27 protein-coding genes, 1 tRNA gene and 2 pseudogenes are annotated in these 26,093 nt (G+C 71.1%); 20 read left to right on the top strand and 10 right to left on the bottom strand.

The features are described 5' to 3' along the window. Nucleotides 1-51: 51 nt before the first annotated feature. Complete coding sequence (locus tag ACWEVS_RS28820; RefSeq protein ID WP_449919375.1) at nt 52-657, bottom strand: RBBP9/YdeN family alpha/beta hydrolase; 606 nt, start codon at nt 655-657, stop codon at nt 52-54. A 61-nt stretch (nt 658-718) separates the two neighbouring features. Here ACWEVS_RS28820 and ACWEVS_RS28815 point away from each other — a divergent pair, with 61 nt between their 5' ends. Both ACWEVS_RS28815 and ACWEVS_RS28810 read left to right on the top strand, forming a co-directional pair. Then, nucleotides 719-1,069: a MerR family transcriptional regulator gene (locus tag ACWEVS_RS28815; protein ID WP_452414667.1), complete on the top strand. Its 351-nt coding sequence runs from the start codon at nt 719-721 to the stop codon at nt 1,067-1,069. Nucleotides 1,070-1,300: 231 nt separating this feature from the next. After that, nucleotides 1,301-1,543 (top strand): hypothetical protein, encoded by a 243-nt coding sequence (locus ACWEVS_RS28810; RefSeq protein ID WP_449919380.1) that lies wholly within the window; start codon nt 1,301-1,303, stop codon nt 1,541-1,543. 203 nt (nt 1,544-1,746) lie between these two features. Here the strand turns inward: ACWEVS_RS28810 and ACWEVS_RS28805 are convergent, their stop codons facing one another. Beyond that, on the bottom strand, nt 1,747-2,226 hold the full coding sequence (locus ACWEVS_RS28805) for a MarR family winged helix-turn-helix transcriptional regulator (protein WP_452554099.1): 480 nt from the start codon (nt 2,224-2,226) through the stop codon (nt 1,747-1,749). A 135-nt stretch (nt 2,227-2,361) separates the two neighbouring features. Between ACWEVS_RS28805 and ACWEVS_RS28800 the strand changes: the two genes are divergently transcribed. From ACWEVS_RS28800 to ACWEVS_RS28785, 4 genes and pseudogenes are all read left to right on the top strand, one after another. Next, complete coding sequence (locus ACWEVS_RS28800; RefSeq protein ID WP_452554098.1) at nt 2,362-3,723, top strand: MFS transporter; 1,362 nt, start codon at nt 2,362-2,364, stop codon at nt 3,721-3,723. A gap of 12 nt (nt 3,724-3,735) precedes the next feature. Beyond that, nucleotides 3,736-4,383 carry a nitroreductase family protein gene (locus tag ACWEVS_RS28795; protein ID WP_449919387.1) on the top strand — a complete coding sequence of 216 codons (648 nt, stop codon included), beginning with the start codon at nt 3,736-3,738 and terminating at the stop codon, nt 4,381-4,383. A gap of 141 nt (nt 4,384-4,524) precedes the next feature. Further along, a pseudogene (locus tag ACWEVS_RS28790) lies at nt 4,525-4,770 on the top strand (Tn3 family transposase); the annotation flags it as partial. A gap of 35 nt (nt 4,771-4,805) precedes the next feature. Continuing rightward, a pseudogene (locus ACWEVS_RS28785) lies at nt 4,806-5,048 on the top strand (tyrosine-type recombinase/integrase); the annotation flags it as partial. Between the two features lie 233 nt (nt 5,049-5,281). On the opposite strand, the gene ACWEVS_RS28780 reads toward ACWEVS_RS28785, so the two are convergent. Together ACWEVS_RS28780 and ACWEVS_RS28775 are read right to left on the bottom strand one after the other, a co-directional pair. Then, nucleotides 5,282-5,355, bottom strand: a tRNA-Arg gene (locus ACWEVS_RS28780). Nucleotides 5,356-5,426: 71 nt separating this feature from the next. Continuing rightward, nucleotides 5,427-5,861 carry a lamin tail domain-containing protein gene (locus tag ACWEVS_RS28775; protein WP_452554097.1) on the bottom strand — a complete coding sequence of 145 codons (435 nt, stop codon included), beginning with the start codon at nt 5,859-5,861 and terminating at the stop codon, nt 5,427-5,429. A 165-nt stretch (nt 5,862-6,026) separates the two neighbouring features. On the opposite strand from ACWEVS_RS28775, the gene ACWEVS_RS28770 reads away from it, so the two are divergent. From ACWEVS_RS28770 to ACWEVS_RS28760, 3 genes are all read left to right on the top strand, one after another. Further along, complete coding sequence (locus ACWEVS_RS28770; RefSeq protein ID WP_449919391.1) at nt 6,027-6,809, top strand: phosphotransferase enzyme family protein; 783 nt, start codon at nt 6,027-6,029, stop codon at nt 6,807-6,809. Next, nucleotides 6,793-7,884 carry a cobalamin biosynthesis protein gene (locus tag ACWEVS_RS28765; protein WP_452554096.1) on the top strand — a complete coding sequence of 364 codons (1,092 nt, stop codon included), beginning with the start codon at nt 6,793-6,795 and terminating at the stop codon, nt 7,882-7,884. Before ACWEVS_RS28770 ends, ACWEVS_RS28765 begins: the two co-directional genes overlap by 17 nt. Nucleotides 7,885-8,020: 136 nt before the next feature. Continuing rightward, complete coding sequence (locus ACWEVS_RS28760; RefSeq protein WP_452554095.1) at nt 8,021-9,496, top strand: cobyric acid synthase; 1,476 nt, start codon at nt 8,021-8,023, stop codon at nt 9,494-9,496. A 134-nt stretch (nt 9,497-9,630) separates the two neighbouring features. Here the strand turns inward: ACWEVS_RS28760 and ACWEVS_RS28755 are convergent, their stop codons facing one another. From ACWEVS_RS28755 to ACWEVS_RS28745, 3 genes are all read right to left on the bottom strand, one after another. Then, nucleotides 9,631-10,125: a hypothetical protein gene (locus ACWEVS_RS28755; RefSeq protein WP_354915169.1), complete on the bottom strand. Its 495-nt coding sequence runs from the start codon at nt 10,123-10,125 to the stop codon at nt 9,631-9,633. Between the two features lie 278 nt (nt 10,126-10,403). Next, nucleotides 10,404-11,222 carry a hypothetical protein gene (locus tag ACWEVS_RS28750; protein ID WP_452554094.1) on the bottom strand — a complete coding sequence of 273 codons (819 nt, stop codon included), beginning with the start codon at nt 11,220-11,222 and terminating at the stop codon, nt 10,404-10,406. Beyond that, a complete protein-coding gene (locus ACWEVS_RS28745; protein ID WP_452554093.1) occupies nt 11,222-11,971 on the bottom strand; it encodes a MerR family transcriptional regulator in 750 nt (249 codons plus the stop codon). The genes ACWEVS_RS28750 and ACWEVS_RS28745 overlap by 1 nt, the downstream gene beginning before the upstream one ends. 120 nt (nt 11,972-12,091) lie before the next feature. Here ACWEVS_RS28745 and ACWEVS_RS28740 point away from each other — a divergent pair, with 120 nt between their 5' ends. From ACWEVS_RS28740 to ACWEVS_RS28695, 10 genes are all read left to right on the top strand, one after another. After that, nucleotides 12,092-14,641: a glycosyl hydrolase family 18 protein gene (locus tag ACWEVS_RS28740; RefSeq protein ID WP_452554092.1), complete on the top strand. Its 2,550-nt coding sequence runs from the start codon at nt 12,092-12,094 to the stop codon at nt 14,639-14,641. 133 nt (nt 14,642-14,774) lie between these two features. After that, nucleotides 14,775-16,388, top strand: a complete 1,614-nt coding sequence (locus ACWEVS_RS28735; RefSeq protein WP_452554091.1) for a TIGR04028 family ABC transporter substrate-binding protein — start codon at nt 14,775-14,777, stop codon at nt 16,386-16,388. A gap of 55 nt (nt 16,389-16,443) precedes the next feature. Then, nucleotides 16,444-17,349 carry an ABC transporter permease gene (locus ACWEVS_RS28730; RefSeq protein ID WP_452554090.1) on the top strand — a complete coding sequence of 302 codons (906 nt, stop codon included), beginning with the start codon at nt 16,444-16,446 and terminating at the stop codon, nt 17,347-17,349. Next, nucleotides 17,346-18,125: an ABC transporter permease gene (locus tag ACWEVS_RS28725; protein ID WP_452554089.1), complete on the top strand. Its 780-nt coding sequence runs from the start codon at nt 17,346-17,348 to the stop codon at nt 18,123-18,125. Before ACWEVS_RS28730 ends, ACWEVS_RS28725 begins: the two co-directional genes overlap by 4 nt. After that, nucleotides 18,103-19,578, top strand: a complete 1,476-nt coding sequence (locus ACWEVS_RS28720) for a dipeptide ABC transporter ATP-binding protein (protein ID WP_452554088.1) — start codon at nt 18,103-18,105, stop codon at nt 19,576-19,578. The genes ACWEVS_RS28725 and ACWEVS_RS28720 overlap by 23 nt, the downstream gene beginning before the upstream one ends. Further along, complete coding sequence (locus ACWEVS_RS28715; protein ID WP_452414649.1) at nt 19,575-20,543, top strand: putative FMN-dependent luciferase-like monooxygenase; 969 nt, start codon at nt 19,575-19,577, stop codon at nt 20,541-20,543. The genes ACWEVS_RS28720 and ACWEVS_RS28715 overlap by 4 nt, the downstream gene beginning before the upstream one ends. Further along, a complete protein-coding gene (locus tag ACWEVS_RS28710) occupies nt 20,540-21,217 on the top strand; it encodes a CMD domain protein (RefSeq protein WP_452554087.1) in 678 nt (225 codons plus the stop codon). The genes ACWEVS_RS28715 and ACWEVS_RS28710 overlap by 4 nt, the downstream gene beginning before the upstream one ends. Beyond that, a complete protein-coding gene (locus ACWEVS_RS28705; RefSeq protein ID WP_452554086.1) occupies nt 21,214-21,762 on the top strand; it encodes an alkylhydroperoxidase domain protein in 549 nt (182 codons plus the stop codon). Before ACWEVS_RS28710 ends, ACWEVS_RS28705 begins: the two co-directional genes overlap by 4 nt. Further along, a complete protein-coding gene (locus ACWEVS_RS28700) occupies nt 21,752-22,366 on the top strand; it encodes a VOC family protein (RefSeq protein ID WP_452554085.1) in 615 nt (204 codons plus the stop codon). The genes ACWEVS_RS28705 and ACWEVS_RS28700 overlap by 11 nt, the downstream gene beginning before the upstream one ends. Beyond that, nucleotides 22,363-22,875, top strand: a complete 513-nt coding sequence (locus tag ACWEVS_RS28695; protein ID WP_452554084.1) for an OsmC family protein — start codon at nt 22,363-22,365, stop codon at nt 22,873-22,875. The genes ACWEVS_RS28700 and ACWEVS_RS28695 overlap by 4 nt, the downstream gene beginning before the upstream one ends. Here ACWEVS_RS28695 and ACWEVS_RS28690 read toward each other — a convergent pair. Next, on the bottom strand, nt 22,872-23,879 hold the full coding sequence (locus tag ACWEVS_RS28690) for a 1-acyl-sn-glycerol-3-phosphate acyltransferase (RefSeq protein ID WP_452554083.1): 1,008 nt from the start codon (nt 23,877-23,879) through the stop codon (nt 22,872-22,874). The two genes, ACWEVS_RS28695 and ACWEVS_RS28690, sit on opposite strands and share 4 nt — an antisense overlap. Before the next feature lie 3 nt (nt 23,880-23,882). Beyond that, nucleotides 23,883-24,695 (bottom strand): patatin-like phospholipase family protein, encoded by an 813-nt coding sequence (locus ACWEVS_RS28685; RefSeq protein WP_449919429.1) that lies wholly within the window; start codon nt 24,693-24,695, stop codon nt 23,883-23,885. Between the two features lie 85 nt (nt 24,696-24,780). Between ACWEVS_RS28685 and ACWEVS_RS28680 the strand changes: the two genes are divergently transcribed. Beyond that, a complete protein-coding gene (locus ACWEVS_RS28680; RefSeq protein WP_452414640.1) occupies nt 24,781-24,978 on the top strand; it encodes an SHOCT domain-containing protein in 198 nt (65 codons plus the stop codon). Nucleotides 24,979-25,031: 53 nt separating this feature from the next. On the opposite strand, the gene ACWEVS_RS28675 is transcribed toward ACWEVS_RS28680, so the two are convergent. After that, nucleotides 25,032-25,991, bottom strand: a complete 960-nt coding sequence (locus tag ACWEVS_RS28675; RefSeq protein ID WP_354915135.1) for a quinone oxidoreductase family protein — start codon at nt 25,989-25,991, stop codon at nt 25,032-25,034. Between the last annotated feature and the right edge of the window lie 102 nt (nt 25,992-26,093).

The raw sequence follows: 26,093 nt of genomic DNA, 5'->3' as shown, positions 1-26,093 counted from the left end.
CACGATCACCGTAAGGAAGATCACCCAGACGAGATTGACGTCTGGCGTCCTTCAACGGACAGTGGATGGTCGTGCAGTCCACTCCATCCATGACGGCGCGATGGCTTCAAGGACTTCGGGTATCGAAGTGATGCCATCAGAAGCGAGGAAGTGACCGGCTCCGGGGACCACCACCGCGGAGACTCCAAGTAGTCCGGCAAGGCGGTTGGTGTGACCAGGCGGAACGTATGGGTCGGCGTCTGACCGAATGACCGCGAGTCGGCCAATGTGGTTGCTGAGCCCCTCCACGTCACAGCCGTCTCCGATGTAGGAGTTCAGGTCCGGGAGTGCAGGTAGTCGGTCGACGAATCCGGAGACCAGCACGAGCGTGCCGAGGTGCCAGGCGTCCGAAAGTGAGCGCAGATGGCGCAGCACGGTCAGACAGCCCAGGCTGTGCGCGACGATTATCGAGTTCTCGTCAGGGGTTCCCACGTCGGCGCCTGCGGCTTCCGTCCACTGCGCGGGGTCTGGGTCTTGTGGGTTCGGAAGGGCTGGGATCGTGGTCGGAATGCCGTTCGCGTTGAGTTGCTCAGCAAGCCAGCCGAACCAGTGATCTTCGGGGGATGCGCCGTAACCGTGGATGATCGAGGCACGCCGCTGGGTTATTCCAGTTGTCATACCGCAGGACGGTATGGGTTCACGTCAGTGTGAAGGTCAAGCCGATGAGGAGGAATCGACGGTGCTGATCAGCGAACTCGCCGAGCTGACGGGCGCGAGCGCGCGAGCGCTACGCCATTACGAGGACCGAGGACTATTGGTTCCGACACGCAATAGCAGCGGGTACCGGGACTACTCCGAGTCCGATGTCACCCGCGTCGCCCAGATCAGGACGATGATCTCCGCTGGTTTGGGAACCTCGATCATCCAGCGGTACCTCGATTGCGCTCGCACCGGCGATCGCGGCACTTCCCTTGAGATGTGCCCAGACCTGCGGGCTGAGCTGGACGCCCTGGCCGGACGCCTCGACGCCAGACAAGGCGAACTCCGCGAGACACGGCGACGATTGAGCGGGCTCACATCCGCTGGATGAGGCGCGTCAGCAACGTCATGGTCAGCAACAGTTGGATCGCGATCCGTGCACGCGTGGCGTGTTACCGCCGAAATGAGACGGAGCCCCGGCTAGCAAGCGTCTTCTCACAGATCTCTTGCGCGTGGAGCTTCGTCGTGGCCCAGTGTGCATATTGTCCGCCGAGCCGGTAACGGACCAGCCGGTTGCCGGTGTCCCTCTCGGCAGGCATGCGGTGACCTGATCAAACTCTTCATGGACGTGACCGATGGACGCTCCGATCAGGGACCGGATCATCCGGCGGCGGTGCGCGCCCTGGCGGTGGCGACCGTGGTAGGGATGAAGGGCTACCGCGCGATCACTGGCCGGGTCGCAGACGTACCCGCCAAGGTGATGGCTGACCTGTATTTGCGGGCCGGGCCCGGCCTGGTCGACTGGTCACGCCTCCATGGTCACCTTCGTGAAGTCACCCGCAGCGACGGGCGGAGCCAGACGTGAACAGAGGGCCGGTACGGGCACCGGCGATCGCGAGGGCGGCCGAGGCGGTCCTGAGCTCAGCGAACTCCGCATTGGTCCAACTCGCGTGCTCACCCTGATGGAACTCTCGCAAGCTGGAGGCATTAGGACCGTGGCCGAACTCGCCGATCGGCTCGACGTCGACGCAGGCCTCGCATCCTGCGAAGGGGGGCACTGGCATGGGGTCACCGAGGGCCGCTGGCGCTGGCCCGCAGGAGTTTGGCGAGGATCGCGCTCAGCTGGCCGCGCTCGTCGGGGGTGAGGGCGTGGAAGGTGTCCTCGAGGCAGGCCGGAATCAAGGCTTGGGCCTGGGCGAGTCGGCGGCGGCCTGAGTCGGTGATGGTGACGGCGTAGGAGCGCCGGTCGCGGGGGTTGCGTTCTCTGCGGACGTGGCCCGCCTGCTCCAGGTCGTCGCAGATGCCGACCATGACGCTGCGGTCGATCCGGAGTTCCTCGCTGAGCGTCTGCTGGGAGCAGGAGCCGACGGCGTCGAGCATCTGGAGCACGAGATGTTGCCCGACTCCGAGCCCTTCCCTGGCGGTGTGAACGTCGGTGGCGCGGGCCACGGCGGCCGAGGCCCGGTACAGCGTAATGTCGAGCCGCTCGGCGGCGAGTTGCGGAAAGTACGCGGTCTCGCGGTCCGTCGTTCTGGTCGTTGTCGCCATCACTCTCCTCTTGCGTTCAGCCGTCAGTCTACCGCGATTCCATCTCCATGCAGATTGTTTGACAGCAGATGATTTAGCGGCATACGGTTCCAATCGTCTGTCCGCCAATTGTTTGCTTGCAGATGGGGAGTGATCGTGACCCGAACCAACCGCCGCCAACAGGCGGCCCTGGTGTTGCTGTGCGCCGCGGTGTTCCTGGACTCGATGGACCTGTCGTTGATGGGCGTGGCCCTGCCCGCCATCGGGCGTGATCTGTCACTGTCGGAGAGCACCCTGCAGTGGATGATGTCCGGCTACGCGGTCGCCTACGGCGGCTTCCTGCTGCTCGGCGGCCGCATCGCCGACCTGTTCGGCCGCCGCCGGGTGTTCCTGCTGTCGCTGACGGTGTTCGCGGCGGCGAGCCTGGCCGGTGGGCTGCTGTCGGCCGGATGGCCGCTGGTGGCCACCCGGGTGATCAAGGGAGTGGCGGCCGCGCTCACCGCCCCGGCGGCGTTGTCGCTCATCACCATCACCTTCGCCGAGGGACCGCAGCGCAACCGGGCGCTGGGGGTCTACTCACTGGCCGGGGCGACCGGATATACCGCAGGGCTGATCGCCTCCGGCCTGCTCACTGAGATCAGCTGGCGGCTCGTGTTCTTCCTACCGGTCCCGATTGCCCTGCTCGTGCTGGCCGCAGCGCCACTGGTGCTGCCACACGGTGTTCGGCCGCCCGGGGCGCACGAGCGGTTCGACGCCGCCGGCGCGATCGCGGTCACCGGCGGCGTGCTGATGGCGGTGTTCGCGCTGACGGAGCGGAACTGGACGGCCGGTGTCGTAGCCGTGCTGCTGCTGGGCGCCTTCGTCCTCATCGAGCGCCGACGGTCCGCGCCGCTCGTCCCGCTGGAGGTGTTCAGGTCCGGCACCGTGGGCGCCGCCAATCTCGCGGCGCTGGCCTGGGCGTGCGCGACGATCGGCTGGCAGTTCGTCGCCGTCCTGTATCTGCAGCAGGTGCTCGGCTACACCGCGCTGGCCACCGGGCTCGGGATCGTCCCGATGGGCCTGGCCATCGTCATCGCCGCCAACCTGGCCGGCGGGCTGATCAGCCGATACGGCTTGGGGCGGGTGGCCGCCGCCGGGATGCTGGTCCAGGGCGCGGGCATCCTGCTGTTCCTACGGGCCGGGGCCGCGGGCGACTACGTCACGGTGCTGCTGCCCGCGCTGGTCGTGCACGGCATCGGCAACGGGCTGTCCTTCCCGAGTCTCAACATCGCCGCCGTCTCTGGTCTGCCCGACGAGCGGCAGGGGTTGGCCTCGGGACTGGTCGCCTCCGCCGTCCAGATCGGCGCCGGAATCGGCGTGGCGGTGCTGGCGGCGGTGATGGCGCTGGGCGGCTCCACGCTGGCCGGATACCGGATCGCCTTCCTGATGGCGGGCGGCTTCTCCCTGCTCGGCGCCTTCGTCGTCGCCTTCGGCCTGCGCCTCCGCCGCCCCGCACCCATACCCGCCCCCGTCGCCTGAAGGAGACACATCGTGACGCTGGATTTCACCCCCGACGAGCTGCTGAGCACGACCCGCGCCGTGCGTAAGCGCCTGGACCTCACCCGCCCGGTGCCGCGCGAGCTGATCGAGGAGTGCGTGGACCTGGCTGTGCAGGCACCGACCGGGCGAAACCGGCAGCGCTGGCACTTCATGGTCGTGACCGAGGCCGAGCAGCGGCGGGCCGTGGCCGACATCTTCCTGCGCGCCCTGCCGCTGGCCACCGGGCAGCCGCTGACCGAACGCGACGTGCGGCGGATGAACTACCATTCCGGCTCCACCGAGCGGGTCTTCGACGGCCTGCGCCACCTGGCCGACAACATCCACCGGGTGCCCGTGTTCGTCATCCCGGGCGTGGAGGGACGCACCGACCACGCCCCGGTGGCCGTGCAGGCGGGGGCGTGGGGATCGATCCTTCCGGCCGTGTGGAGTTTCATGCTGGCCGCCCGGGCGCGCGGCCTGGGCACTGTGTGGACCACTGCACAGGGACCGCTCGAACGCGAACTGGCCAAGGTGCTCGGCGTGCCGTACGAGGAGGTCATGCTGGCGGCGTTCATCCCGCTGGCCTTCACCCTCGGTACCGACTTCAAGCCCGCTCCTCGCATCCCGCGCAAGGAGGTCCTGCACTGGGAACGGTGGTGAGCACGGCGGCAACAGGCTGGCCAGAACCGCCTGCGCACGATGGCAGCCGCCCCCGGACGCATCACAACCTCCAACCGCCGGCTGGAGCCCCACCATGCCCACGCTCGAATGCACCCTCGTCAAATCGTCAGGCTGGACCCGCGCGCCGACCTGCCCGACGGCACGACACCGAAATACGGGCCGCTGGAAGCGATCGCCCGCAACAAGATCAACCGGCAGAAGATCCACACCCAGTGGGCGGACATGACCCGGGTCGCAGGATCGCTGGTGACCAACCAGGTGCGCGCCTACGACCTGCTGCGCATGTTCGCCCGAGGCGGGCGCCCGACCCCGCTCGGGCAAGCGTTCGCCGAGTACGGCCGCATCGACAAGACCCTGCACCTGCTGCACATGCCGCTTGACCTGGATGGATAGAGATTTCGGCAGGCACACTGCCGCCGATCCGGCTGCATGATCTCCGGCATGGGGCGGCGTCGTTGATGCTGGCTGCTGGTGTGGAGATCAAGGTGGTGCAGGAGACGCTGGGACACACCTCGAGCGCATTCACTGCCGACACCTACACGTCGGTCTTCCCGCAGGTGGCGATGGCGGCGGCGGAGAAGACCGCGGCGCTGTTGCTCGGTGACAACGAAGGCCGAGGCGTTCTGCGGCAGCTTCGCGTGTAGCGAGAGGGAGAGGCTGGGCCGGGGGAGATGACGGCTTCGTTCCGCTGGAATCGCGGCGGAACGGGGCCGTTCGTCATGTGGCAGGGGTGGTGAGTGCGGTGATGAACGGCATGGTGATCATGGTGTGTACAGGATTGGTACGGGGGAGCACGGTAGGAGCACGGATAGCCCAGAACTATGTTCCGTACGACTGTCATGGTACATGTTTCCGCAGGTCAGCACCATGATCAAAGCGCGCCCTGCAGGATTCGAACCTGCGACCGTCGGATTAGAAGTCCGGTGCTCTATCCAGCTGAGCTAAGGGCGCTCCCGCCTAATTGTGCATGATCCTGGGAGTGTGCACGTACTCGATTCTCCACGCCGTGCGCATACCGCCTCCTACCTGCAGTCCCGGTAGTCGCTCCGTGCGCTGTTGTACGAGCACGAGTCGATCAGTCTGCCGGACGGGTCGCGCAGGTAGGCGATGTCCTTGTCGTTGTTCCAGACGTGGGCGCGCCGCCCCCAGTACGACGTGGACGCGGTGTCGCGGCCCTGTTCGGTGCGGAGGGTGAGTTGCTGGCCCGGGTTCAGGGCGGCGTCGGGTGCGAACGTGTACCTGTAGCCGGTCTTGTCGTGGATGGTCCAGTCTGCCAGTTCGATGGGCTTGCGGGTGGTGTTGCGGATCGTGACGTACTCGCCGTTGATCGAGGCGTTGCTGCGTCGGTCGACGCCGGGGGAGTCGTAGTAGACCTTGGTGATCTGCACCGTGGGGGCCGCCGATGCGGGGCCGAGGGTGGTGGCCGCGGCGAGGAGGACGGTCAGGGGGAGTGACATGCGGGCTCCTTTCCCGAGTTGCTGAGGGGACGGCTGAGCCGTGGGGGAGGTTCACGGCCTGTGGTCGTTGACTCACGTGGTGAAGGGCGAGTCGAGGGTCACGACACGGTTAATGTCCGAAAACCCCAGGCGGGGGGCGTACATAAAGGGCTAAGGTGTCGTGGCATGGTCGCGACGGTCCTGCACGAGATTCCGCTGCAGGGCGGGGACGTGACGGACGGAGTGGTGCGAATCGGCGAGACGGTCCGCAGGCCCACCTGCCGGTCCAGCCCCGCCGTGCACGCTCTGCTGCGCCACCTGGAGGCGGTCGGGTTCGCGGGCGCGCCCCGGTTGAAGGGGGTCGACGCCGCCGGCCGCGAGATCATCACCTTCGTTCCCGGTACGGCGGGCCTGACCGCCGAGAACGCCGGCGACCGGGCGCTGGAGCGGCTGGCGCGGCTGCTGCGCGACTTCCATGACGCGACGGCGGGCTTCCCGCTGGCCGGGCACCGCTGGGAGGGCGGGTCGAACGACGACGCCGCTCCCGAGGTGATCGGGCACTGCGACCTGACCCCCGCCAACGTGATCTTCAGGGGTGACCGGCCCGTAGCGTTCATCGACTTCGATCTCGCGCGGCCGACGACGAGGCTGTTCGACGTGGTCACGACGGTGCGCCACTGGGCGCCGATCGCCGACCCGGTCGACCGGCATCCGTTGCTGCGCCAGGCCGACGTGGGGGCACGGCTGCGGCGCTTCTGCGACGCGTACGGCCTGCCGCCCCGCGAGCGCCGGCGCCTGATCCCGCTGGCGCGGCTGCGGTTCGGACGCTCGTACGAGGTGATGCGGACACGTGCGGCCGAGGGCGGCGGCTGGGCGCGGATGTGGGCGGACGGCGCCGGCGAGCGCATCCGGCGGGCGGCGGCATGGCTCGACACCCACGAAGATGAGGTGCATGCACATCTCGTCTAGGTCCGCGGGGATCGCGCTCGGGGTTCTCGTGGACGCCGCCGTGGGTGACCCGCGGCGTGGTCATCCTGTCGCCCTGTTCGGCCGGGCCGCCGCGGCGCTGGAGAAGCGGCTGTACGGCGACGCCAGACCCAACGGGGTGGCGCATGTCGCGATCTGTGTGGGGAGCACGGCGGGGCTGGGCCTGCTGACGCGATGGGCGGGCGCCGCGCTCAGCCGGTCGCGACCGTCCAGAGGCCGGGGGACGCGCGCGGGCGGGAGGCGCCCGTCCGGAAGCCGGGGGACGGACGTGGGCGGGACGCACCCGTCCGCGCGGTGGGCCGCGGTGGACGGCCCGGCGGGGGGCGCGGGCCGGTGGCTGGTGGAGACGGGGCTGACGGCGGCCGCCACCTGGGCGGTTCTCGGCGGCACCACGCTCGCCCGCGAGGGCGTCCACATGGCCGAAGCGCTCGAAGCCGACGACCTCGCCGCCGCCAGGGCCCGCCTGCCGCACCTGTGCGGCCGGGACCCGCGCGGCCTGGAGGCCCCGGAACTGGCCAGGGCCACCGTCGAGTCGCTGGCCGAGAACACCTCCGACGCCGTCGTCGCGCCGCTGTTCTGGGGCGCCGTCGCGGGTGTGCCGGGCCTGCTCGCCTACCGCGCCGTCAACACGCTCGACGCCATGGTCGGTCACCGCTCGCCGCGGTACGAGCGGTTCGGCTGGGCCGCCGCCAGGCTCGACGACGTGGCCAACTACGTCCCGGCCAGGATCACCGGGCTGCTGGCCGTACTCGCCGCTCCTGACCGGCGGCGGGCCCTGCGGGTGCTGCTGAGGGACGGCCACCGGCACCCCAGCCCGAACGCGGGCAGGTGCGAGGCCGCGTTCGCCGGGGCGCTGGAGGTGACGCTGGGCGGCACCAACGTGTACGGCTCCCGCGTCGAGCACCGCCCGGAGATGGGAGACGGACCGAAGCCGGAGGTGCGGGACATCCGCAGGGCGGTGCGGCTGACCAGGACCGTGGGCCTCACCGCGGCGGCCGTCGCCGTGCTTGTTCCAGCACTCTGGCCGCGTCGCGCTCGGAGAACCCCCGCGCCATGAGCGTGATCGCGCCCGACCACCCTGGGCGGGATGGGCGCGTACACGCCGGTGACCAGGGAGCCCGCAGTGGCGGATGTCACATCATGTGCCAAGGGGGGCGGCACGGGCGTTCGCGCGGGGCCGCTACGGTGGCCTGGTGAAGGGTGCGCTGCTGGTCGCGGGGACCACGTCGGATGCGGGCAAGAGCGTGGTGACGGCGGGCATCTGCCGCTGGCTGGCCAGGCAGGGCGTGCGGGTCGCGCCGTTCAAGGCGCAGAACATGTCGCTGAACTCCTTCGTCACCGCCGACGGCGCGGAGATCGGCCGGGCGCAGGCCATGCAGGCCCAGGCGGCCGGTCTGGAGCCCGTCGCGGACATGAACCCGATCCTGCTGAAGCCCGGCAGCGACCGCCGCAGCCAGGTCGTGCTCATGGGCAGGCCGCTGACCGACGTCGACGCGATGGAGTACGGCGCGCTCAAGGACTTCCTCCGGCAGCGGGCGCTGGAGTCCTTCGAGCGGCTGCGCGCGGCCTACGACGTGGTGGTCTGCGAGGGCGCCGGCAGCCCCGCCGAGATCAACCTCAGGCGCGGCGACATCGCCAACATGGGCCTGGCCAGGGCCGCGAACCTGCCCGTCGTCGTGGTGGGCGACATCGACAGGGGCGGCGTGTTCGCCGCCTTCTACGGCACCGTGGCGCTGCTGTCGCCCGAGGACCAGGCGCTCGTGTCCGGCTTCGTGGCCAACAAGTTCAGGGGCGCGGTCGAGCTGCTTCAGCCGGGGCTCGACACGTTGCGCGCGCTGACCGGCCGCCAGGTGTACGGCGTGCTGCCCTGGCTCGACGGGTTGTGGCTGGACGTCGAGGACTCCCTCGCGCTCGACAGCCGTCCGGCGGCGAGCGGGCGGCCACACGGCAGGCAGACGCTGCGCGTGGCCGTGGTGAGGCTGCCGCGCATCTCCAACTTCACCGACCTCGACGCGCTGGCGAGCGAGCCCGGCGTGCTGGTCAGGTTCGTCACCACGCCCGCCGAGCTCGACGACGCCGACCTGGTCGTCCTGCCCGGATCGAAGGCGACGGTCTCCGACCTGGCGTGGCTGCGTTCGACGGGGCTGGCCGACGCGCTGGTGGCCAGGAGCCTGCCGATCCTGGGCATCTGCGGCGGTTACCAGATGCTCGCGCGGGAGATCGTGGACGAGGTGGAGTCGAGAGCGGGACGGGTGAGAGGGCTCGGGTTGCTGCCTGTCCGGGTGACGTTCGGCGAGGACAAGCGCCTGGCCAGGCCCACGGGGCAGGCGTACGGCCATGCGGTGTCGGCCTACGAGATCCACCACGGCGTCGCCACGGTGGAGGGCGGCGAGCCGTTCCTCGACGGGTGCACGGTGGGGGCGGTGTGGGGGACGACCTGGCACGGCGCGCTGGAGAACGACGGCTTCAGGCGGGCGTTCCTGGCGGAGGTGGCGGAGCGGGCGGGCCGTGACTTCGTCCCGGCGCCGGACGTGTCGTTCGCGCGGCTGCGGGAGGAGCGGCTCGACGCGCTGGGCGACCTGGTCGAGCGACACCTCGACACGGACGCCCTGGTCCGGCTGATCGACAAGGGGGCGCCGGAGGTCCCGTTCCTGCCCCCTGGCGCCTGACCGGCGTCTCGTTCCTGCCCTCTGGCGCCTGGCCGGGGTCCCGTTCCTGCCCTCTGGCGCCTGGCCGGGGTCTCGTTCCTGCCTGGTGTCCGACCCGGGGTCCGTTCCCGCTCCCTGGTGGCCGGCCGTCCGTGTCAGTGGCCGGCGATGAGCGTCTTGAGCAGGACGAGGATCAGTCCGAGCAGGAGGTTGGCCACTCCCGACCAGAGGATCACCGCCTTGCTGGAGTGGATGGTGACCGCCGCCGCGACGGCCCAGATGACCTGGCTCGCCACCGCCACTCCCAGCGCCATCCACGCCGCGACCGTGTCGGACATGCCGAACGTGGAGGCGAAGGCGGCGGCCGTGGCCGGCGGGAAGGAGGCCTGCGCGAGCGGCCATTCCTCCCTGGCGACCCTGCGCAGGTTGGCCCAGGTGAGGGTCTTGACGTGGGCCACGACCTCGGCGTAGACGTGCGCGAGCCAGAACACGATGCCCGTGCAGATCAGCAGGACGATCAGGTCCTCCGCCGGGGCCGGCTGGTGGTCGGTGGCGGAGCCGACGACCACGGAGGCCGCCAGGAGCGAGCCGTACACGGCGCCGGCGAGCTCCGCCCGCCCCGGCGCCGCAGCCATCTCGTGCGCGTTCATGACAGCAGTCTCCTTCACGCCCGCCCGGTCGCCCCCGCCAGGCGCGCCGTCGCGGCGCACGTCACGGGCAGGCCCGCCAGGCGCGCGGCGCAGGTCACGCGGGCAGGCCGGGCGCTTGGCGCGGGTCACGCGGGCAGGCCAGGCGTGCGGCGCAGGTCATGCGGGCAGGCCGGGTGCTTGGCGCGGGTCACGCGGCAGGCCCGCCGCCGGCCGGCCGAGCACCTCGGCGACCGCGCCCGACGGCGCCGGCGCGGGCGCCGGCCGGCGTCGCCGGGTCCTCAGGCCTCCTGCAGCCGGAGGGCGTGGGGCGTGTCGGCGAAGAAGCGGACGCTCGTGACGGTCTCGCGGGCGCCGAGCGGCCTCGTGACGGTGATCGGCGCGGCCAGTTCGACGACGACGTTGGTCTGGGAACCGACGGCGACGCTGAGCCGTCCGCCCGCGACGTGGATCATGCCGGTCTCGTTGTAGTTGCGCGACACCCGTACCGAGGTGATCAGCTCGCGCGGGATCCGCAGGTCGAAGTAGGCGCCGAAGCGGACGCGCAGCTCCTCGTCGGTCACGACGTGCGGCCTGGTGACGCACGCCGCGGCGAAGGCCAGCGCGAACAGGATGCCGTACAGGTCGAGCACCAGCACGGTCACGCGTATCGCGGTGGGCACGTCCAGCGCGGCCAGCAGCAGGTCGATGCCGACCGTCTCGACGACCATCACGAAGAGCATGATCATCAGAGTCGTCGACTGCTCCTTCGAGTACGGCACGGCCCTGGCTCCCGTGGGCACGCCGTGGCGCCGCCTGGCGACCCACAGAAACAGGCTGGCCATGCCGTTCAGCTCGAACTCCAGCAGTTTGCGCACCTTGACGGGCACCAGCGCGTCGACGGTGTCCCGCAGCGCCGCCCGCCGGTCGGCCCCCGCGCCGCGCGCCGTCCGGTAGAGCCGGTAGGCGGCCACGGCCTCCAGCGCGAGGACGCCTGCCACGACCGCCTCCGTGGCCACCATCACCGGCGTGGGCAGCGGGACACCCGAGACGAGCAGGACCGCGAGCAGTAACTCGGCGGGGATGGCGGTGTAGAGCGCCGCGCGGGCCAGCCGGAGCATCACACCCGTCCCTTCACCGTCTCGATGAGCAGCCTGAACACTTCGACCTGCGCGGGCGTCATCCCGTCCCGCACCATGTCCGGCCATGTCGTGCCGTCGGGCTCCGCGTGCTCGAGCATCGGCCGCACCAGGCCCTCGGGCAGGTGGTCGGCCAGGTCGCGGGCCAGCGCCACCAGGCGTCCGTCGTCGAGGGGGACGTCGGCCAGCTCGTCGAGGCGCCGGTAGAGCTCGTGGCTGCGTCGCAGCGCGGCGGGTTCGGTGAGCGGCTGGATCAGGTCGACGAACTCGGCGCTGACCGCGGGGTCGGCCACGTTGCTCATCAGGGTGAGCAGCTCGCGGTCGAGCCTGGCGAAGGCCGACTCCTCGGGGATGAGGTCGCGCAGCACCGCCGTCATGTCGGGCGGAGCGACGGAGTCGGGGTGCAGCTCGGTCTCGGCGAGCAGGACGGCCAGCCGTTCGCGTCTGGCCGTGATCGCCGCCTGCTGCCGCGCGAGGTCGGCGTCGAGCTCCTGGAGGACCTCGCGCAGGTCCTCGCCCTGGTCGTCGGTCAGCACGTCGCGCAGCTCGTCCAGCGACATGCCGAGCGCGGCCAGTTGCCTGATGCGCGAGAGGAGCACGGCGTCCCTCAGCCGGTACTCCCGGTAGCCGTTGGCCAGGCGTTCGGGTTCGGGCAGCAGCCCCAGATGGTGGTAGTGGCGCACGGTCCTGGTCGACACCCCCACGAGGGAGGCGAGCTCTCCGATCCGCATGCGGTCATTACACACGTTGCCGTTACGTCAAGGTCAAACTTTGGGCCTTGCGGGTGGTCGGAGGCGGGCTTACGATCGGTCAAACTCTTAGGAAACTTTCTTAAAAGAAAGACCCCTCGCATGCGCAGATCGCCGATCGTGCTGCTCGTCGTCCTCATCGCCGTCGCGCTCGGCGCCGTTCCGGCAGGCGCCGCGGCGCGCCTGACCGCCACCTTCGGGCTGTCGGGCACCACCGGGAAGTTCGTCGTCGCCAACCCCGGCACCACCGCCGTCACCGGCTGGTCGATCGTCTTCGACCTGCCGCCGGGCGTGACCGCGAGCAACCCGCAGCACGCCACCCTCACGCAGAACGGCACCAGGGTGACGCTGACCCCGGCCTTCTACATCAACACCGTCCAGGCGGGCAGGAACACCGAACCCTACAGCCCGGCCTTCACACTGAGCTCGGCCGTCCAGCCGGCCTCGTGCACGATCAACGGCGCCAACTGCGACGGCAGCGGCCCCGAGCCGCCCGCCCCGCCGCCCGTCGGCGCCACCTACACGGTGACCGGCACCTCGGCGAAGTTCGTGGTGGCCAACAACTCCACCACGGCGCTGAACGGCTGGACGATCGTCTTCGACCTGCCCGCGGGGGTGACCGCGAGCAACGCCCAGCATGCCTCGCTCGCCCAGGACGGCCGCACGGTCACGTTGACGCCCGCCCACTACAACACCACGGTGGCCGCGGGCGCGACGACCGAGCCCTACAGCCCGACGTTCACCGTCAGTACGGCAGGCGCCGAGCCCACCTCTTGCCGGATCAACGACGTGAACTGCGACGGCACCCCCGACGCGCCGCCGGGAGCCCCCGGCAACCTGCGCGTGACGGTCAAGACCACCAAGACCGTCTCGCTGGCCTGGGACGCCGCCCGGCAGGGCAGCCTGCCCATCGTCGGCTACGTGCTGTCCAACGGCACCGAGGTCACCGGCACCACGGCGACCGTGACCGGTCTGACGCCCAACACCGCCTACACCTTCACCGTCAAGGCCAAGGACCGCAAGGGCACGCTGTCGGCGGCCGGCACTCCGGTGACCGTGACGACCAACGACCCGGCCGACGACACGCAGCCGCCGACCGCCCCCGGCAGCCCGCGCAGCACCGGCAAGACCTCCTCCAGCGTCACCCTCACCTGGACCGCCTCCACCGACGACAAGGGCGTGGCAGGCTACGACGTCTACACCGGCACCACGCCGGCCACCAGCGTCACCGGCACGACCGCCACCGTCGGCGGCCTGTCGCCCTCGACGGAGTACACCTTCACCGTCAGGGCGCGCGACCTGTACGACAACCTCTCGCCCGCCAGCGTCCCGGTCACCGTGACCACCGCCGACATCGTGGAGAGCGGCTACGCCCGGGTCGGCTACTTCGTCCAGTGGGGCATCTACGGCCGGCAGTACTTCGTCCGCAACCTCGACACCAGCGGCGCGGCGGCCAAGCTGACCCACATCAACTACGCCTTCGGCAACATCGACCCGGTCAACCTGACCTGCCTGCAGGGTGTCACCAAGGGCACCACGCAGAACCCGCAGGACCCGAACCAGGGCGACGGGGCGGGTGACGCCGACGCCGACTACGGCAGGCCGTTCAGCGCGGCGCAGTCGGTCGACGGCGTGGCCGACACCGGGTGGGAGAAGCTGCGCGGCAACTTCAACCAGCTCAAGAAGCTCAAGGCCAAGCACCCGCACCTCAAGGTGCTGATCTCGCTCGGCGGCTGGACCTACTCCAAGTACTTCTCCGACGTGGCCGCCACCGACGCCGCGCGCAGGAAGTTCGTCAGCTCGTGCGTCGACATCTACATCAAGGGCAATCTGCCCGTCGCCGGCGGCGCGGGCGGGCCAGGCACGGCGGCGGGCGTCTTCGACGGCATCGACCTGGACTGGGAGTGGCCCGGCGCCGAAGGGCACCCCGGCAACCACGTCAGCCCGAACGACAAGGCCAACAACACGCTGCTGATCGCCGAGTTCCGCCGCCAGCTGGACGAGCTGACCAGGCAGACCGGCCGGCGCTACCAGCTGACCGCCTTCACCCCGGCCGACCCCGCCAAGATCGCGGCGGGCTGGGACCTGCCGCAGGTCGCCAAGCACCTGGACATCTTCAACGTCCAGGGCTACGACTTCCACGGCGCGGGCAGCGACAACTCCTGGGAGCCCAACCGCACCGGCCACCAGGGCAACCTCCACCTCGACACCGACAGCCCCTACAACCCCGACTTCAGCGTCGAGAAGGCGATCGACGTCTACCTGGCGGCGGGGGTGCACCCGCGCAAGCTCACCATCGGCCTGGCCTACTACGGGCGCGGCTGGCAGGGCGTCGCCGACGGCGGCAAGGCGGGGGAGTGGCAGTCGGCGACCGGTGCCGCGCCCGGCCAGTTCGCCGAGGAGGCGGGCACGCGCGGCTACGCCAACCTGGTGGCGAGTGTGCCGAACTGCACGGTGCGGCATGACGAGCAGGCCGTGGCCACGTCGTGCTTCACCGGCGACGGCGGCCAGTGGTGGTCCTTCGACGACGCCTGGTCGATCGGCAGGAAGACCGCCTGGCTGCGCAGCAGGAACCTGCTCGGCGCCATGGTCTGGGAGATGTCGGGGGACACCGGTGTCCTCACCGGCGCCCTGGACGCCGGGCTGAGGTAACCGGGCGGCGATACGGCTTGCGTCTCAAGCGGGGGCGCAAGCCGTATCAGCATGTGGACATGGTCCTTACCTACAATTTCGGTAGGTTATGGTGGTTTTCACCTGAACCCCCGCAATGAAGGGCGATCTCCCCATGGCTACACGCGTCACAGCGGCAGTGCTCCTCGCCGTCACGGGACTCCTCGCGGGCTGTGGCGGGACCGCGGAGCCGACGGCCAAGGCAGCGGCCGCGCCGGGGCGGCCGGTCCACGGCGGCACGCTGACCTATCTCGAGCACCAGCCGCCGAGCTGCCTCTACCTGCCGGCGGCCGGGTTCTATCCGAACGGCGGGCTGCTCAACCAGCTCACCGACAAGCTGACCTGGCAGAACCCCAGGACCCTCGAGATCGAGCCGTGGATCGCCACCAAGTGGGAGATCAACGACGACGCGACCGAGTACACCTTCCACCTGCGTGACGGCGTGACCTTCAGCGACGGCAGCCCGCTCGACGCGAGCGCCGTGGCCGCCAACTTCGACGTGTACGGCAAGGGCGACGCCAAGCTCAAGCTGCCGCCCGCCGAGTTCGTCAACAACTACGCGCGCAGCGAGGTCGTCGACGCCAGGACGGTGAGGTTCCACTTCGACAAGCCCTCGCCCGGCTTCCTGCAGGGCACCTCGGTCATCGGGGCGGGGCTGGTGTCGAAGAAGACCATCGGCCTGCCGTACGAGCAGCAGTGCCAGCTGAAGAACGTCATCGGCTCGGGACCCTTCACCGTCGCCCATCAGGTCGTGGACAGGCAGATCGACCTCAAGGCCCGCAAGGACTACAACTGGGCACCCGCGTCGTCCGAGCACCAGGGCCGCGCCTACCTCGACGAGATCAAGATCATCGTCACGCCCGAGGACAACGTCAGGGTCGGCGCGCTCACCAGCGGCCAGGCCGACTTCGTCCGCTACGTCCAGGCCTACGACGAGCAGACGGTCAAGAGCGCGGGCTTCACCCTGTACGCCGAGCCGACCAGAGGCGTCAACAACGGCCTGTACCTGCGGCCCGCCAACAGCATCCTGAGCGACCTCAAGGTCCGCAAGGCGCTGCAGAAGGGCACCGACGTCAAGGAGGTCGTGGACACCCTGTTCACGCCCAGCTACCCGGCGGCGACCTCGGTGCTCAGCCACCTCGCGCAGGGCTACGTGGACCTGTCGAAGGAGCTCGCCTTCGACCCCGACGGCGCCAACGCGCTGCTCGACTCGGCCGGATGGAAGCGCGGCGCCGACGGCGTCCGCGAGAAGGACGGCGTGAAGCTCCAGCTCGGCGTCTTCGTCTCCCTGCCGCAGCCGCTGTCGAAGCAGACGCTCGAACTCGTCGCCCAGCAGTGGGCCAAGCTCGGGGTGAAGCTCGAGGTGCGCCCCGGCGACGCGGGCACCCTCGCCGTCGACATCAAGAACGCCGAGAAGACGGCCGTCAGCCACAGCATGGTGGGCCGCGCCGACCAGGACGTCATCAAGAGCCAGTTCCACAGCGAGAACCGCGACGTGATCCTGTCCCAGGACAAGCAGCTCGACCGGCTCCTGGAGGAGGAGTCGGCGCTGGCCGTCCCGGGCGAGCGTGACAAGAAGGTCGCCGAGATCCAGCGCTACCTCGTCGAGCAGGCCTACGCGATCCCGCTGTTCGAGGAGCCCCAGGTGTACGGCGGCGCGCCCAACGTGCACGGCGTCGCCTTCGAGGCGGTCGGCCGGCCGAGCTTCTACTCGGTGTGGAAGTCATGAGGGTGGTCGTCATGAGGGTGGTCGTCATGAGGGTGGTCGTCATGAGGTGGACGTCATGAGGGTGGACGTCATGAGGAAGGCGGGGCAGGCGGCCCTCGTCCTGTGGGCCGCCTTCACCGCCTCCTACGTGCTGCTCCAGCTCCTGCCGGGCGACGCGATCCTGATCAAGTTCCAGAACCCCGAGCTCGGCCTGTCGCCCGAGCAGATCGCCCGGATCAGGGAGTACTACGGCAGCGACGGCCCGGCCGCCTACCTGCACACGCTGCTCGGCTTCCTGCGCGGCGACTTCGGCTACTCCATCGACACCGGCATGCCCGTCGTCGAACGGCTGGCCGAGGCGCTGCCCGCGACGGTCGAGCTGGCCGGGCTCGGGTTCGCGCTCGCGCTGGTGCTCGCCGTGGCGATCGCGTTCGCCTCCAGCCACCGCCTGCTGGCCTGGCTGCGGGAGGTGCCCTCGCTGTTCGTCGCCGTCCCCGTGTTCTGGGTGGGCATCCTGCTGATCCAGGTGTTCTCCTTCCGGCTGAAGCTGGTGCCGGTCATCGGCGGCAGCGAGGTCCAGCAACTCGTCCTGCCCGTCCTCACGCTGGCCGTGCCGATCTGCGCGCCGATCGCCCAGGTGCTCGCACGCGGCATCGACCACGCCGCCACCCAGCCGTTCGTCCAGGTGGTGGCCGCCAAGGGGGCCTCACGCCGGTGGATCCTGTGGCGGCACGTCGCACGCCACGCGATGCTGCCGACGCTCACGATGGCCGGCCTGACCTTCGGCGAGCTGATCGCGGGATCGGTCATCACCGAGACCGTGTTCGGCAGGAACGGCGTCGGCAGGCTCACCGAGCAGGCCGTCAGCGCCCAGGACACTCCTGTGCTGCTTGCCGTCGTGGTGCTGGCCGCGACCGTGTTCGTGCTGGTCAACCTGATCGTCGACCTGCTCTTCCCGATCCTTGATCCGAGGCTGAGATGATCAGATGGCTGGTCGTCGCCGTCGTCCTGCTGTGGGCGGCGGTGCCGGGACTGTTCACCGGGCACGACCCGATCGCCGGTGTGCCCTCCGAGAAGCTGCTGCCGCCGAGCGCCGAGCACTGGTTCGGCACCGACGCCGTCGGCCGGGACCTGTTCGCCCGCGTCGTCCACGGCGCGGTGCACTCGCTGTCGGGCGCGTTCGTCGCGGTGGCCGTCGGGCTCGTGCTCGGCACGCTGCTCGGCCTGCTCGCCGGCTCGATCGGCGGCCTCGCCGACACGGTCGTCATGCGCGTCGTCGACGTGCTGCTGTCGGTGCCGGGCCTGCTGCTCGCGCTGACCGTGATCATCCTGCTCGGTCCCGGCACGGTGAACGTCGCCCTCGCGGTCGGCGTCGGCTCGGTCGCGACCTTCGCCCGGCTGGCCCGCGCGGAGGTCGTCAGGACCAGGAGGGCCGACTACGTGGAGGCCGCCTTCGGCAGCGGCGGGCGCCTCCCGCAGGTGCTGTGGCGGCACGTGCTGCCCAACTCGCTCGGGCCCGTCATCGCCCTGGCGGCGCTGCAGTTCGGCGTGGCCATCCTCGCCATCTCCACGCTCGGCTTCCTCGGGTACGGCGCCGAGCCGCCCACCCCCGAGTGGGGCCTGCTCATCGCCGAGGGCCGCAACTACCTGGCGACCGCGTGGTGGCTGACCACCCTGCCCGGAGCAGTCGTCGTCGCCGTGGTGCTCGCCGCGGGCCGGATCAGCAGGAGGCTCGATGAGCTTGCTCGACGTGCGTGACCTGGTCGTCTCGTACGGCAGGCGCCGTACGGTCCACGGCGTCTCCTTCACCGTCGAGCCCGGCGAGGTCGTCGCGGTGGTCGGCGACTCGGGGTCGGGCAAGACCACCACGGCGCACACCATCCTGGGCCTGCACCCCGCCGACAGCGGGCAGATCCTGCTGAACGGCACCGACATCGCCCGCTGGTCGGCCAAGCGCATGCAAACGGTACGTGGCGCCCAGATCGGCCTCGTGCCCCAGGATCCCGGCAACTCGCTCAACCCGGTCAAGACGGTCGGCGCGCAGATCGGCGAGACGCTGCGCGTCCACCGGCGCGGCGACCGGAGAGCCATCAGCAACCGCGTCGCCGAGCTGCTGGTCAGGGTCGGCCTCACCGAGGCGCACGCCTCGCGCTACCCGCACGAGCTGTCCGGCGGGATGCGCCAGCGCGTCCTCATCGCCGCCGCGATCGCGCTGCGCCCGCAGCTCGTCATCGCCGACGAGCCCACCAGCGCCCTCGACGCCACCGTGCAGCGGCGCGTCCTGGACCTCATCGACGACCTGCGCGCCGAGTTCGGCACGGCGGTGCTGCTGGTCACCCACGACCTCGCCATGGCGGCCGGCCGTTCCGACCGGGTCGTGGTGATGCGGGACGGCCGCGTCGAGGAGCAGGGCCCGGCCGCCACGCTCGCCTACACCCGGCGCGTGCTCACGGCGGCGGAGCGGCCGTTCAAGGCCGCCGACCCGGCGGCGCCCGTCGCCGTGGCGGCCACGGGGCTGGTGAAGACCTACGGCGACGTCCGGGCGGTCGACGACGTCTCCTTCGAGGTACGGCAGGGCACCACCCACGCGCTGGTGGGGGAGTCGGGCTCGGGCAAGACCACCACCGCCCGCATGATCGCCAGGTTCGTCACACCCACCTCGGGCGCCGCCAGGGTCGCCGGAGCGCCCGAGCGGGGGCGCGACTTCCGCAGGCACGTCCAGCTCGTCTACCAGAACCCCTACGCCTCGCTCGACCCCCGCCAGACCGTCCGGCGCGTCATCGAGGAGCCGCTGCGCAACTTCGCGCTCGACGGCTCGGCCGCCGACCTGCTCGAGCGCGTGGGACTGCCCGCCGACCTGCTCACCCGCAGGCCGCGCGAGCTGTCGGGCGGCCAGCGGCAGCGGGTGGCCATCGCCAGGGCGCTGGCGGTCTCGCCCCGGCTGCTGGTGCTCGACGAGGCCGTCTCCGCGCTGGACGTCAGCGCCCAGGAGCAGATTCTCGACCTGCTGGAAAGTCTCCAGCGCGAGCTGGGCATCACCTACCTGTTCATCTCCCACGACCTGAAGGTCGTGCGGCAGATCTCGCACACCGTCTCCGTCATGAACAAGGGAAAGATCGTGGAATCCGGAACGACCGAGGAGGTCTTCACCAGACCTCGGCACGCCTACACCCGCGAGCTGCTCGCGGCGATCCCGGAGCCGGTCCGATGAGCCGCAGACGGCTGGGCTTCTTCACGCGTCTGCTCGACCAGGCCGGCCCGGCCGAGCGGTACGAGCTGGCCGCGGCGCAGATCGCCCACGCCGAGGCCAACGGGTTCGACTCGGCGTGGGTGGCCCAGCACCACTTCAGCGAGAGCGAGGGCGGCCTGCCCGCGCCCCTGGTCCTGCTCGCCTCCGTCGCGGCCAGGACCAGCAGGATCAGGCTCGGCACCGGCATCATCACGCTGCCGCTCGAACACCCGGTACGGGTGGCCGAGGACACCGCTGTCCTCGACCTGCTGTCCGGCGGGCGCCTGGAGGTCGGCGTCGGCAGCGGAGGCACCGCCTCGTCCTTCGCCGCCTTCGGCCACGACAGCGCCGACCGCTCGGCGATCTACGCCGAGCACCTGGCGGTTCTCGTGAACGCCTGGTCGGGCGGCGACCTGGGCGGCGGCAATCACCTCTACCCCGCCGCGCCCCGGCTGCTCGGCGCCATCTGGGAGGCCACCTTCTCCGTCGGCGGCGGGGAGCGGGCCGGCCGCGCGGGCAACGGCCTGATGCTGTCGCGCACCCAGCCGCGCGCCGAGGGCGTCACCCTGGCGCAGGTGCAGAAGCCGATCGTGGACGCCTACTACGACAACCTGCCACCCGGTACGGCTCCGCGTATCGCCGCCTCGCGCACCGCGTTCGTCGCCGACTCCAGGGACGAGGCCCTGCGCCACGCCGAGGAGGGCATCGCCAGGGCCGCCCGGCAGTCGCCTGAGCTGGCCGCCTTCCTGTGGGCCGACACGCACGTGGGCACCCCGGACGAGGTGATCGCGAGCCTGCGCGCCGACACCACCCTCGACAGGGTGACCGACCTGGTCTTCCAGGTGCACTCGGCGGATCCGCCGCACCCTCTCATCCTCCGCTCGATCGAGCTGCTGGCCACCAAGGTCGCGCCCGCGCTCGGCTGGACCCCTTCGGAGCAGGCATGACCGACATCATCGACCAGCTGGTGGGCGTCGACCCGGGATCCCGGCTCGACGTGCTGCGCAGGCGCCGCCCGGACGCCCGCGCGTACGCCCAGCGCACCTACGAGGCGCTGTTCGTGCCGTCGTTCGAGCTGCGGACGCAGGCCGCGTCCGACGCCGCGCCGGTGTCGCCCTCCGCCGTCCCGGCCTCGCCCTCCGCGACGGCGGAGGCGGCCGGGGGCGCCACGCTCGGGCGGGGCGTGAGCGAGGTCGGACTGGAGGAGGTGACACCGGCCGAACGGCACGCCGTCGCCGCCTTCGTCGCGGGCCTGCACCGGCACGAGGCCGTCACCGCCCACTACGCCGCCGCGCTTGAGCCCGACTTGGCCAAGCGGATCGCCGCGCAGGCAGAGGCGGGCAGGGCGAGCGGCCCCTACGGGCACTACCGCGAACCCGAGCTGGCCCACGAGAACGTCGAGGGGCTCCGCTTCCGGGCCGAGGAGGTCGACGGCAGGCTCGCCGCCGCCCTGGAGCACGCCCACCTGCTGGTGTTCCGCCCGAGGGAGGCCGACCCTGAGGCGCTGGAGCGGCTGCGCGAGGCCGGCTGGTCCACCACCGGGATCGTCACGCTCTCGCAGCTGGTCGCCTTCCTCACCTTCCAGATCCGTGTCGTCACCGCGTTGGGAGCGCTCGCGTGAAGTTCACCCAGGACCACCTCGGCTGGAAGCCGTGGATCGAGACGCTGGCCGAGGACGAGCTGACCGAGGAGCACAGGCAGGCGCTGGTCGACCGGGCCAGGGCCGCCTCGCCGTACTTCCGGCTGCTCGCCCGTGACCCGCGCGTCCTGCACGCGCGCACGAGGACCGACAACGACATCTTCGCCAACGGCGACGGCGGCCTGCCGCGCGCCGAGCGGGAGCTGGCCGCGACCGTCACCTCCCGCCACAACGGATGCGTCTTCTGCGCCTCCGTCCACGCCCGCTTCGCCGCCCATTACTCCAAGCGGGAGGGCGACGTCCAGCGCGTGCTCGACGAGGGTGTGGAAGCCGAGCTCGACGGCCGGTGGCGGGCGATCGCCGACGCCGCCGTCGCGCTGACCGCGACCCCGCCGCGGGCGGACGTCGCGGCCCTGCGCGAGCAGGGGCTCGACGACCTGGCCATCAGCGACGCCCTGCACGCGACCGCCTTCTTCAACTGGGCCAACCGGCTCATGCTTTCCCTGGGAGAACCCGATGAGTCTTGATCACCTGGTGTACGCCGTTCCCGACCTGGCGAAGGGGGTGGCCGAGTTCACCGAGCGGACCGGCATCGCCCCGGTGAAGGGCGGCTCGCATCCCGGCGGCACCGCCAACTACCTGGTAGGGCTCGGGCCCACCGCCTATCTGGAGATCATCGGGCCCGATCCCGAGGTGCCGGGCGCCCGGCCGAGGGCGTTCGGGCTGGAGACGCTGACCGAGGCACGGCTGGCCGCGTGGGCGATCCGCGCCGACGACATCGACCGCACGGTGGCGCTGGCCCGCGAGCGCGGGTACGACCCGGGCGAGGTGCAGCCGCTGTCGCGCCGCACACCCGACGGGACGTTGCTGGAGTGGCGGCTGACCCGCTTCGACTCTCCCGCGGCCGTCCGGCCGGTGCCGTTCCTCATCGACTGGGGGACGACGCGGCACCCCGCGGCCTCCGGGCTGCCCCAGCTCACGCTGCTGTCGTTCACGGCCGTCACGCCCGACGTCGCGGCCCTGCGAGCCGAGCTCGAGGCGGTGGGCGCGGCCGTCGAGGTGGAGGAAGGACCGGCGGCCGGGCTGCGGGCCGTCCTGGACACCCCCGAGGGAAAGGTGACGCTGGCGTGAGCGGCCTGCGCGAGTACCTGTCTCAGAAGCGGGCCGCGCTGCCGGCCAGGCGGGCGGCGCAGGGCGGACCGGTGCCGCTGCGGGCGAGCGTCACCGCCGAGGGCCGCAGCGGGGTGCGCAGGATCAGGATCAGGGACTTCCAGATCCTCAGCGACAGCGGGCCCGACTTCGCGGGATACGACCTCGGGCCCGGCTCTCCCGAGCTGCAGGCCGGGGTGCTCGGCAGCTGCGTGACCCACATCTTCCTGATCAAGGCGGCCGAGCTGGAGGTGCCGCTCGACGCGCTGTCGGTGGAGGTGGAGGCGGAATACGATCCGCGCGCCCAGGCGCCCGGCACCACCGACGTCCCGGTGTACCCGCAGAACTTCCGCTACGAGGTGCGGATCGACTCGCCCGCCTCCGACGACGACCTCGCGCGGCTGCACGCCGAGGTGGAGCGGGTGTGCCCGATCCTCAACCTGATCCGCCACCCGCAGGAGATCAAGGGACAGGTGGTGCGGGCGGGCTAACTCCCGCCGGGACGGTTGTCGGCGACCCAGTCGTCGATGATCTCCCACTGGTCGTAGAGCCACCTGATGCGGTCCTGGCGTGACGCGGGGATCTCGGCGGCCGGGACGCGCCACCAGCGCGCCCTGATGCGGGCGCTCACCGGCAGCCGGTGCCACACGTCGCCGATCGTGACGAGGTCGTCCAGCCCGGTGTGCGCGACGAACACCACGTCGGCCGCCGGGCACGCCTCGATCGCGGCGATCGCCCCGCCCGGCCGGGGCGGCAGCAGGTGGTCGAGGGCGGCGGCCCGCTTCGCCTCCTCCGTCAGGCCCTTCTCCTCCAGCCGCCTGATCGCCAGACGGCGGCGGCGCGGGGTGAAGTTGCCGCCCTCGGGGAAGATCACCAGAGCGTCGTCGGCGTCCATGGTGGCCGCCAGGCGCCGGATCTCGTCGATGATCCCGAGCGAGCCCCTCCTGCCGGGGACGAAGGCGTTGGGCAGGCGGTTGACGACCACGTCGAGCGACGGGTCGAACTGCAGGGCCGCCTTCATGACGATCCTCGGCCGCCGCCGGTAGCGGTCGAGCAGGTGGTGGACCAGGAGGAAGGAGTCGCCGGGGCCAGCGTGTCGCGACAGCACGATCACCGGGCCGGTCGGCCGTAGGTCGCCGGGGGGCTCGTCGATCTCCACGCGCAGCCGGAAGACGCGCACCGCCACGCCGTACAGGCGGGACAGGAACCAGTGGATGAGCTGGTAGTGGCGCTCCTGGTGGCGGTCACGGTGCAGGCGCCCGCCGAAGCCGGCCGCCACCCACAACCCCAGGCACGCCACCAGCACCCCGCACTCCAGCACCAGCCACGACACCCCGAACCACAGGAAGCGGACCCCGCGCCGCTGCGGCGGCGGCAGCCGCAGAGAGGCGGCGGCGACCACCGCCAGCCACAGGGGCAGCGTGACGACGGCCGCCACGGCCAGCACGATCAGCAGGGGCACCAGCACGAGCCTGCGGACGAAACGAGGAGGCACACCTCATCCGACCACGCCCGCCAGGTAGCGGGAAGAGGCGGTGTAGGCCCGCTCGATGGAGCGGGAGATCTGCGACAGATCCCGGTAACGCAAGGGGGAGACGGGGGCGTCGAGGCCCGTGGGCAGCACGTGCACCTCCACCGAGCTGGGCAGCGCGGCCATCTCCTCGGCGAAGCGGTGCCTGCGCGCGATCTCGAAGGCCACCATCCCCACCTCCCACGGCCGCCTGGGCGCCGCCAGCGGCCGCTCGATCCTGCCGACCTGCAACACGAACACCCTGCCCGCGCCCAGCCGGACGGCCCTGCCGACGGGAATGCTGTGCACCAGCCCGCCGTCGACGTAGTGCTCGTCGCCGATCCGCACGGGCGGCAGCAGCCCGGGGACGGCGCAGCTGGCCAGCACGGCCTCCACCAGCGGCCCTTCGGCGAACCAGTGGGCGCTGGCCCGCTCGATCGAGGCCGCCACGCACTGGAAGGGGACGGGCAGCTCCTCGATGAGCGCCACGCCGACCAGATCGGTCAGCAGCCGCCGGAGCGGCGCGATCGGGTGCACGTGCGTGCCGGTCCTGGCGAGCGTGGACAGCTGCCGCATCCACGAGCCCGAGAACGCGGTGCGCGCGACGTCGGAGCGCCACAGCCGGGTCAGCCGCTCGACGGCGTCGGACGGCGAGGCGGACAGCAGCACGCCGTTGAGCGCGCCCACCGACGTGCCGACGACCAGGTCGGGCCGGATCCCCGCCTCGTCGAGCGCCCGGAGCATGCCCACCTCGTGCGCCCCGAGCACCCCACCGCCGCCGAGCACGAACGCTGTCCTCACAACCCCGTATCATCGCCTAGCCTGGCTGCCTCTGGCCGCACCGGGCCGGGGTCCGTAGAGTTCTCGGGAGGAGGGTGGCGTCCGCATGCTGAAGCTGCTTGTCGTACTACTGCTGATCATCCTGGTGGTGCTCGTGCTCATGATGATCAGACGGCGTCCCGCGCCGCCCGCGCGGCCGCCCAAGGACAGCCCTCGCGAGATACTCAAGCGCCGCTACGCCGCGGGCGAGATCGACGAGGACGAGTACCTCCGCCGGATGTCGGGCCTCAACCAGGACTGGTGAGTCACGCCGGCGCAGGACCGCCCGGCCGGCGGCCCTGCCAGGCGATCACGCGATCAGGGAATCAGCAGCAGCTTGCCCGTCGTACGGCGGGCCTGCAGGTCCTCGTGCGCCCGCGCCGCCTCGGCCAGCGGGTAGCGCTCGGAGACGTTGATCCTCAGCTCGCCCGCCGCCAGCCAGCCGAACAGGTCGGCCGCCCGCCACAGCAGCTCGTCCCGCTCGGCGATGAAGTGGACGAGCGACGGCCTGGTCAGGTACAGCGAGCCGTTCCTGTTGAGCGCCTGCGGGTCCATCGGCGGCACCGGGCCGCTGGCCCCGCCGTACAGCACCATGAGGCCGCGCGGGCGCAGCGCGGCCAGGCCGCCGTCGAAGGTGGTGGCGCCCACCCCGTCGTAGACGACGTCCACGCCGCGCGGCACGGCCGCGCGTACGGCGTCGGCGAAGCCGTCGTAGCGGAACACCTCGTCGGCGCCGGCCTCCCTGGCCAGCTTCTCCTTGGCGTCGGAGGAGACGGTGGCGAGCACCGTGGCGCCCTTCAGTTTGCCGAGCTGGGTCAGCAGCTGCCCCATGCCGCCGGCCGCCGCGTGCACGAGGATGACGTCACCCGGCTTCACCTCGTGCACCGAGTGCGTCAGGAAGTGCGCGGTCAGGCCCTGCAGCAGCGAGGCCGCCGCCAGCTCGGCCGGCACGCCGTCGGGCACGGGCACCACCCTGGAGGCCGGCACCACGGCCTTCTCGGCGTAGCTGCCCAGCACGTTCACCCACGCGACGGTGTCGCCGACGGCGACGTCGTCCACCCCTTCGCCGACGGCGGCGACGGTGCCCGCCCCCTCGGAGCCGATCGGCGACGGCAGGTCAAGGGGGTAGGTGCCGGTGCGGTGGTAGACGTCGATGAAGTTGACGCCGCTCGCGGCGACGTCGATCAGCACCTCGCCGGGGCCGGGTGAGGGGTCGGGGTGTTCGGCGTACTGGAGGACCTCGGGGCCGCCCTGGGCGTTGATCACAATGGCATGCATGGCTCCAGTCTCCACCTGGCGCCGCCGTAACCTTCGTGCAGGGTCCTGTCGCGCGAGACCGCCACCAGCGCGCCCCGGCAGGCCTCCAGCGCGTGTTCCAGG

Source organism: Nonomuraea sp. NPDC003754, from assembly GCF_053605785.1.
This window is presented reverse-complemented; position numbering and strand designations above follow the sequence as displayed.

Excerpts from the sequence above, each read along its gene's own strand:
- ACWEVS_RS28725 (WP_452554089.1), top strand. The coding sequence starts at position 17,346 with ATGATCAGATGGCTGGTCGTCGCCGTCGTCCTGCTGTGGGCGGCGGTG.
- ACWEVS_RS28750 (WP_452554094.1), bottom strand. The coding sequence starts at position 11,222 with ATGCTCCGGCTGGCCCGCGCGGCGCTCTACACCGCCATCCCCGCCGAG.
- ACWEVS_RS28740 (WP_452554092.1), top strand. The coding sequence starts at position 12,092 with ATGCGCAGATCGCCGATCGTGCTGCTCGTCGTCCTCATCGCCGTCGCG.
- ACWEVS_RS28770 (WP_449919391.1), top strand. The coding sequence starts at position 6,027 with ATGGTCGCGACGGTCCTGCACGAGATTCCGCTGCAGGGCGGGGACGTG.
- ACWEVS_RS28720 (WP_452554088.1), top strand. The coding sequence starts at position 18,103 with ATGAGCTTGCTCGACGTGCGTGACCTGGTCGTCTCGTACGGCAGGCGC.
- ACWEVS_RS28710 (WP_452554087.1), top strand. The coding sequence starts at position 20,540 with ATGACCGACATCATCGACCAGCTGGTGGGCGTCGACCCGGGATCCCGG.
- ACWEVS_RS28810 (WP_449919380.1), top strand. The coding sequence starts at position 1,301 with ATGGACGTGACCGATGGACGCTCCGATCAGGGACCGGATCATCCGGCG.
- ACWEVS_RS28675 (WP_354915135.1), bottom strand. The coding sequence starts at position 25,991 with ATGCATGCCATTGTGATCAACGCCCAGGGCGGCCCCGAGGTCCTCCAG.
- ACWEVS_RS28765 (WP_452554096.1), top strand. The coding sequence starts at position 6,793 with ATGCACATCTCGTCTAGGTCCGCGGGGATCGCGCTCGGGGTTCTCGTG.
- ACWEVS_RS28755 (WP_354915169.1), bottom strand. The coding sequence starts at position 10,125 with ATGAACGCGCACGAGATGGCTGCGGCGCCGGGGCGGGCGGAGCTCGCC.
- ACWEVS_RS28775 (WP_452554097.1), bottom strand. The coding sequence starts at position 5,861 with ATGTCACTCCCCCTGACCGTCCTCCTCGCCGCGGCCACCACCCTCGGC.
- ACWEVS_RS28730 (WP_452554090.1), top strand. The coding sequence starts at position 16,444 with ATGAGGGTGGACGTCATGAGGAAGGCGGGGCAGGCGGCCCTCGTCCTG.
- ACWEVS_RS28745 (WP_452554093.1), bottom strand. The coding sequence starts at position 11,971 with ATGCGGATCGGAGAGCTCGCCTCCCTCGTGGGGGTGTCGACCAGGACC.
- ACWEVS_RS28715 (WP_452414649.1), top strand. The coding sequence starts at position 19,575 with ATGAGCCGCAGACGGCTGGGCTTCTTCACGCGTCTGCTCGACCAGGCC.
- ACWEVS_RS28735 (WP_452554091.1), top strand. The coding sequence starts at position 14,775 with ATGGCTACACGCGTCACAGCGGCAGTGCTCCTCGCCGTCACGGGACTC.
- ACWEVS_RS28680 (WP_452414640.1), top strand. The coding sequence starts at position 24,781 with ATGCTGAAGCTGCTTGTCGTACTACTGCTGATCATCCTGGTGGTGCTC.
- ACWEVS_RS28820 (WP_449919375.1), bottom strand. The coding sequence starts at position 657 with ATGACAACTGGAATAACCCAGCGGCGTGCCTCGATCATCCACGGTTAC.
- ACWEVS_RS28700 (WP_452554085.1), top strand. The coding sequence starts at position 21,752 with ATGAGTCTTGATCACCTGGTGTACGCCGTTCCCGACCTGGCGAAGGGG.
- ACWEVS_RS28805 (WP_452554099.1), bottom strand. The coding sequence starts at position 2,226 with ATGGCGACAACGACCAGAACGACGGACCGCGAGACCGCGTACTTTCCG.